Below are 6,450 nucleotides of genomic sequence, written 5' to 3' on the forward strand. Positions count from 1 at the left end.
CCGTAGGCAATCGCTTTTTGCTTTCACCTGAAGCAATTACAGTTCAGTTAAGGATTTTTTGCGAAATTTGATAATGTGTAGAGACGTTGCATCCGAGCGTTCGTACATTGTCAAGATGACAATGTGACAATGGTTTTGGTCTTATCTGAACCGTATTGACTTACGAATAAGCGTTTGTAACTTACGAATAAGCGTTTATAACTTACGAATAAGCGTTTGTAACTTACGAATAAGCGTTTGTAACTTACGAACAAGCGTTTGTAACTTACGAATAAGCGTTTGTAACTTACGAATAAGCATTTGTAACTTACGAACAAGCGTTTATAACTTACGAATAAGCGTTTATAACTTACGAACAAGTGTTTGGAACTCGCGATACTCCTTTTCCTACCGGAGACGCTGCGCTAACGGAGTCGCCAAAGGCGATGCTCCCAAGGGGAGCCGCGCAAAGCGCGAACGACAAAAGAAACGACTTTCACTAACCAAGACTGGCGATGTTCACGCAAGTATTTTAAATTTTCACGGAAAGTGATTGTGTTGGGATGATTGACTCATTCGCTGAGTGAAGCAATTTCCAAAGCTTTGAGAAGAAGTGGTTCTGCTTCAGTGTACCGTCCTTGGGAAGAGTAGAGTCCAGCCAAGTTGTTGTAACTGGTGGCGACATCTAAATTTTGTAGTGTTATGCCGAAGGCTAACGCACCATTGTGAACATTCTCAAAGATTTTTTGTACAACCGATAGAGATTCATTGTTAGTCATAATTTTCAGTAAAAATAAATAAATATTCAGTCAATCTTAAATTTTGTAGGGTGTGTTATGCCGAAGGCTAACGCACCATTGTGAACATTCTCTTAAATTTTGTCGGGTGTGTTATGCCGAAGGCTAACGCACCATTCTAGTAACGCATTAAGATAAATGGTGCGTTACGCTTCGCGATAACGCACCCTACTATTTTATGAACGCTATTAAGCGTCTTGATTTAAATTGCCTAAATCAATGTTTGTAGCTTTCACCGCTTTAACCATTTCCTGCGAAACGGAACCAACCCGTTTCGCTTTCTGGCTGATATCTTTTGCTTTCAAGTCACCAGTTAATTCAATCTCACTCAAAACAACCTGACGTATCCTTTCATCTTGTGCTTGTAGCTGTCGGACTAATTCCTTGAGTTTATTCGCAAATGCTTCATCTGCATCCATCTGAGTTTGCAGTTCATCTTGCAGCTTCTCTTTATTCTTTTGGGTGGGTTCACTTTCTGCTCGTTTCAGCAACCCTTCTGTTCCCTCTGCCTTAAACTTTTCACGAATGGTATTTACTAATTGAGCAAATGTATCAGTAACACCCTTAGTGAAAGCTTTTCCACCTTCTTTTATCGCTTCAGAGAAAAATAAAGAAACAATCACTGCTGCCGTTAAAGGTTCTGTCATAAAACTAGCTCAGAAGTTTAGTAGTAGCAGAGTAGAATACAAGCTTTCGCTATGACTTTCCGGATTTTTAGCAATGCTTGTATCAAATAGTATTTAGAATTACTCAAAAATTATACCAATTTGAAAAAAGAATGCGACACATCGGTTAAACCCGGATTCCTATATGTCATAACTTTAACATTAACGAGTTGCACACAAGTCCTGAAAAATATAATCCTCAAAACAACTAACAACTCAAATGACAATGACAATCCGGCTTTTCTATCAATGATTCCATTAAGGGATTTAGCGCAGTGGCTGCTAACAATCCACCACCGAAAGTACCTTGAATAGTAATAAATGGTATATGTAATTGCATAAGTTTTCGCTTAGCAGCAGGTGCGTGGCTAAAGCCAATGGGTAACCCAATCACCAGCGCAGGTTGAATTTTTTGCTTTTCAATCGCTTCGCACACAGCAACCAAAACTGATGGTGCATAGCCAACTACTAATATCGAACCTTTGGCTATTTGCAGCAATTTTTCGCGCCATTCCTGAGAAAGCCAAAACGCTTGTTCTGCTTCTGTGACAGTGGTAACATGGGAGTTGTCAATCAAAGTCTTCACCTGACATCCCAGATGACTTAATCTTGTCTCATCCAATGCCGCTGCAACCGTAGAAATATCTACTACAACATCACAGCCTAATTTTAAAGCTTCACGACAAGAGGCGATCGCACCCGGACTCACCTTAATAAACGAAACTAAACTAACATCTCCACAAGCCAAAACCAACTTAGAAATCAAGTCTTGCTCAATTTCCGAACGATTAGAGAGTTCAGGTAATAAGTATTGTAAAGATTCACCAAAAGCTTCTGGATGAGCATGGACTTGGGCATCTAATCGACTCCAGAGTTTTTCTAATCCACCAAGCCCTGTTTGAGATTCTACTTCCAGCAACTTTAACTGTGCCAGCACTTGGGCTTGCATGAGTTGACAGTCTTTGTCACGCCCTAATAACCCTTCTAGGGCTGCAGCCGTTTGCCGCAGTTGTGATATTTGCTGCATCACTATCGAGTATTGCTGCTGTAGTTGCAGCATTAGAGGTGTACTCGTCTGTGCTTCCGGTTCGACTTCTTGGAGAATTTGGCGGATGTGACTTAGCTGGAATCCTTGCTGCTTGAGTGTTACAATTTGCTGCAACAGTCGCACATCCTTCTGTGAGTAGAGGCGGTAGTTGCTCTTGCTTCGCACTGCTTGGGGTAGCAATCCTAAGGAATGGTAATGTCGCACCATCCGTGGTGTAATACCGCCCCCGACAGCTTCTGTTAGTTCTTTAATCCTTAGGTGTTTAGTTGTCATGATTTTTTTGACACACTCAGTTAATTGAAAAGTTTTTTTTAAAAGAGCGATCGCGCTAAGGTTTATCATCAAAATAAATTTTTAAAAAAACATTTTTGGATCAACTATCTAAAGCAGTAAGTTTACATATATTATTTTTACTTATATTTTCTCGAAAACCTAGCTTTTCTTAATTTCTCGAAAACTAAAAATATTTATGAGAAGGAGTCAGAAGACAGAATGGACCGGAGGCGGAGCGGCTCCGGCTCCGCTGCGTCCCGCTGCGCTAACAGAATTCAGAATAGCCCCACGAATGAATTCAGGGGTTTCGGTAAAGTTGCTATGGCTGACGCCACGCTGCGCGAACGCTTTTCTTTTTCTCTCGCGTTTAAATTCGGGGGCTTTAGACCATTATTCATTCACCAGTCGCATAGGAGTTCATTCTGACCGGAGGCGGAGCGGCTCCGGCTCCGCTCCTGGCTCCTGACTCCTGAATTCTTATTCGGTAAAACAAACATCTTGTTACGGCTTTTCCATTTGTTAATTTTTTCTACATAACCCTTCAACATCTAGAAATAATGATACATCTTCTCTAGTTAGATATACCAAGTAAAGTAGGCTAATATAATCATGTTTCTTTCTCAGATAAAAAACCTCTTATTTAGCCTGTTTATTGCAGGTATTGTAAGTGTCTTTTCCTTTCCATCTGCCTCACTTGCTGCCAAGCCGATACGCATGATTATTGATCATGATGGCGCATTTGAGGACTTCTATGCATTATTAGTTCTAAGTCTTGCTTCTACTCAGGATTCTCCTCCAATCAATTTAATCGGAGTCACAACATCACCTGTCGGAGAATCTTATTGCAAAGATTCTAATGGTTATCCTGACCGAAAACAAGCACTGTTAGGAAATTTTAGTCCTGAAGAAGGAACAATTGATGGCATCACGCAAAAGGTTCTATCTCTGGCTAAATACAACAAAGCAAAAATCTATTCTGGATGTGATGAACAGACAGCAGTGATTGCTGTACCAAATGAGGCTGACGAGTTTGGAAATCCTGTTCCCGGTTCGGGACGTACAAGAGTGAGAGTTCAACTTCCTTTTGGAGGAAGACAAGCTCTAGAACCTTGCCTTTTTCATAAAGAGTTTGTGTCTTCTGAACGTGATATTATTTGCTGGAATGAACTGAATAAAACATTCCGAGATGAAGCTTTAAAGTATATTCTTCCCTCGGCTCAGGAAACTTTGAATAAGTTTCAGCTTCCAGAACTAGACCTAATTGAACCGAAGAAAAAAGCTTCCGAGTTTTTGGCAAATTCCATTTGTGAAGCTTATAGAAATGATGATCCTCTCACAATTGTTTCTGTCGGACCTGCAACTAATTTAGCCAGAGCTTATGTAAAAATTGAGAAGAATCCTCAAAAGTATGGTTGTCCTAATAAGATGAAACTTTCCGACTTAAGTTCGGTTATTTCAACTAGATTTATGGGTGGTGCTTGGGATAAAAACAAATCGGATAATTTCGATGCGAATGGAAACTATCGCCTCAATGAAGCATTCCCAGTCTGGACTGTAGGTAACGTTTACTTCCAAGATGGAGAACACGTTTTTGGAGCGCATCATTTACCATTTCCAGGAACGAATTTTCAAGATATTCAAACAGGAGAACACAAAAAAGCCTTCAATTCGCTCAATAATGCAGAAGTGAATTTTTGGCTTGATGCACCAGCAATGGATAAAATCCTAAACTCAGGAATTCCTGTGTCTATTGTTCCATTGAATGCAACGGATTTTGCTAAATTAGAAGGGTTTGGCGATCGCATAAAAAACAATCCCTCTAGTTGTGCGACTCCTCCGGCTCAGTTTATCCAAAAACTGCAATTTGCAAATAATCCAGCTCCAGGAGTTTTTGTTTTCGACACACTATTTTTATGGGATACTTTAACTGCAACCAGTGTTTGGAATAATTTCGTGAACTTTGAAAATTTTAGCGACCTCGAAATTACAACACTGACAAACGGCGATCCAAATACTGTAACAGGTCAATTATCTGCTAAAGAACTCTTTCGTAGAGATATTGGAAATTTATTTAGACTCGGACGTGTCAAGAATCCTGTCATAATGGGTTTATCAGTAAATCCGGCTGATGGAGACCCCGATTTTAAGACAACGATTCAAAACTTAGTATTTGATCTGGTTTGCACTTCTAGTAAATGATAACACTCGCAGAAGGTCGCAAGGGCGGACCATATAATACCAATTCAAAATTCAAAATCACCGATAGCGCAGCGTGCCCGGAGGGCATAGATTGGAGCGGAGGAAACCTCCGCTCCAACTTCTCTCAAAATTCAAAATGAAGAAAGCCTAAGATAACAAGGGTTTGGGAGTGTGTATCTGTCGCATTCTTTTTTCAAATTGGTATAAGAGTTGAGGTTGAGGTTAAAATCCTCACCTCATTGCATTCTGTGTTCTGCATTCTTCTTTAAACATCAGACCATTCAGAATTTATCTTAATGCCTCGACTTTGCATTGTTTGCTCAAATAAGTCTGTTGGTAGTGCTTCTTCAACAGGTGAGACTCCAGGTTTTTTCAACGTACCATTTAGTAACAATTGAGCAATGCTACCCGTACCACAACCAGAAGCCAATGCCGTATTTTCATGCACTAAAGTCGAGCAAAAAGTTGCTGTCTTATCACCTTTGTAACCTGTAATTTCCGAGCGAACTGCAACCCCAATACCACTAAAACGATTGGTAACATCAGTCATCAAATGACTGACATGAGCCAAAAATTCAATAGCGCCTTTCTGCTGAATAAGTTGCTTAGGAAAAATGTGAGCAGCCATCCAAGTCAGATGATTGTAAAAATCGGGAACTGAACCAAATTTAGTAATGACTGTTTTCACTGAAGGAAAAGCATGAGGTAGTGTAAAAGTTTCTGGCATATCAAACCAGTAAACTCCACTGCTACCATATGGAGATGGAAAGTCAATATTTTCTCTTAGGCTGTAAGGTTTCACCGTCTGCCATTGACTATCTATCCAAGCATCAAAAGGCTGTTGCAATCCTAAAAAAGTTGTTCGCATGACAGTGACACCAGCCCCACCAGAACCAGATACTAAATAACTCAAATGAATTTTTTCTGGCGTATCGAATTGCTCAACACCCTGACGTACCATGCTGTTGGAAATGCCGGGAAAGATACCGGTATTAATTATTGCTGTGATCCCCGCAGATACGGCTGCATCGTTATAGCTTAAAGCCTTACTAGTATAAGAACGGTGGTCACTGACATCTAAGTAGTTGACACCATGTTCAATACAGATTTCGAGAACATTGGTGTCTCGATAGTGAAAAGGACCAGCACAGTGAATTACCAAATCGGTAGAGGCGATCGCCTTCCTCAATTTTTCCACATCAGCCAAGTCTAACAACAAAAATTGTAATCTCCGGTCGCCTGTTCCATAATTTGGTGTGCGTCCGGTGATTGTCACTTGTGCTTGTGTATGAACGAGAAGATCTTGAGCAACACTACTACCGATCCGTCCTCGCCCTCCAAGAATTAAAACCCGCTCAGTCATCGCTCCAGCATTGACAACAGCATTCTTATTACATCAATTTTCCGTTATCTTTGTCATCTGCAGCGAGTATGACTAACAAAGTACGAAAATGTCAGTCGCTATAGGGAGGGAGTGAGGGAGGGAGGG

4 protein-coding genes and 1 pseudogene are annotated in these 6,450 nt (G+C 40.6%); 1 reads left to right on the top strand and 4 read right to left on the bottom strand.

All coding sequences use genetic code 11. The annotated features are described in order from the left end of the window. Positions 1-569 precede the first annotated feature (569 nt). From DP117_RS36230 to DP117_RS15010, 3 genes and pseudogenes are all read right to left on the bottom strand, one after another. Positions 570-665, bottom strand: a pseudogene (locus DP117_RS36230) (tetratricopeptide repeat protein); the annotation flags it as partial. Between the two features lie 299 nt (positions 666-964). Further along, positions 965-1,423: a Fis family transcriptional regulator gene (locus DP117_RS15005; RefSeq protein ID WP_169219097.1), complete on the bottom strand. Its 459-nt coding sequence runs from the start codon at positions 1,421-1,423 to the stop codon at positions 965-967. 226 nt (positions 1,424-1,649) lie between these two features. Then, positions 1,650-2,762: a precorrin-8X methylmutase gene (locus DP117_RS15010; protein ID WP_169219107.1), complete on the bottom strand. Its 1,113-nt coding sequence runs from the start codon at positions 2,760-2,762 to the stop codon at positions 1,650-1,652. A 609-nt stretch (positions 2,763-3,371) separates the two neighbouring features. Between DP117_RS15010 and DP117_RS15015 the strand changes: the two genes are divergently transcribed. Next, positions 3,372-4,961 (top strand): nucleoside hydrolase, encoded by a 1,590-nt coding sequence (locus DP117_RS15015; RefSeq protein WP_169219098.1) that lies wholly within the window; start codon positions 3,372-3,374, stop codon positions 4,959-4,961. 265 nt (positions 4,962-5,226) lie between these two features. Here DP117_RS15015 and DP117_RS15020 read toward each other — a convergent pair whose 3' ends face one another. Then, positions 5,227-6,324, bottom strand: a complete 1,098-nt coding sequence (locus DP117_RS15020; protein WP_169219099.1) for a saccharopine dehydrogenase NADP-binding domain-containing protein — start codon at positions 6,322-6,324, stop codon at positions 5,227-5,229. Positions 6,325-6,450: the final 126 nt, after the last annotated feature.

This window comes from Brasilonema sp. UFV-L1 (assembly GCF_012912105.1).
Lineage (GTDB): Bacteria > Cyanobacteriota > Cyanobacteriia > Cyanobacteriales > Nostocaceae > Brasilonema.

Excerpts from the sequence above, each read along its gene's own strand:
- DP117_RS15005 (WP_169219097.1), bottom strand. The coding sequence starts at position 1,423 with ATGACAGAACCTTTAACGGCAGCAGTGATTGTTTCTTTATTTTTCTCT.
- DP117_RS15010 (WP_169219107.1), bottom strand. The coding sequence starts at position 2,762 with ATGACAACTAAACACCTAAGGATTAAAGAACTAACAGAAGCTGTCGGG.
- DP117_RS15015 (WP_169219098.1), top strand. The coding sequence starts at position 3,372 with ATGTTTCTTTCTCAGATAAAAAACCTCTTATTTAGCCTGTTTATTGCA.
- DP117_RS15020 (WP_169219099.1), bottom strand. The coding sequence starts at position 6,324 with ATGACTGAGCGGGTTTTAATTCTTGGAGGGCGAGGACGGATCGGTAGT.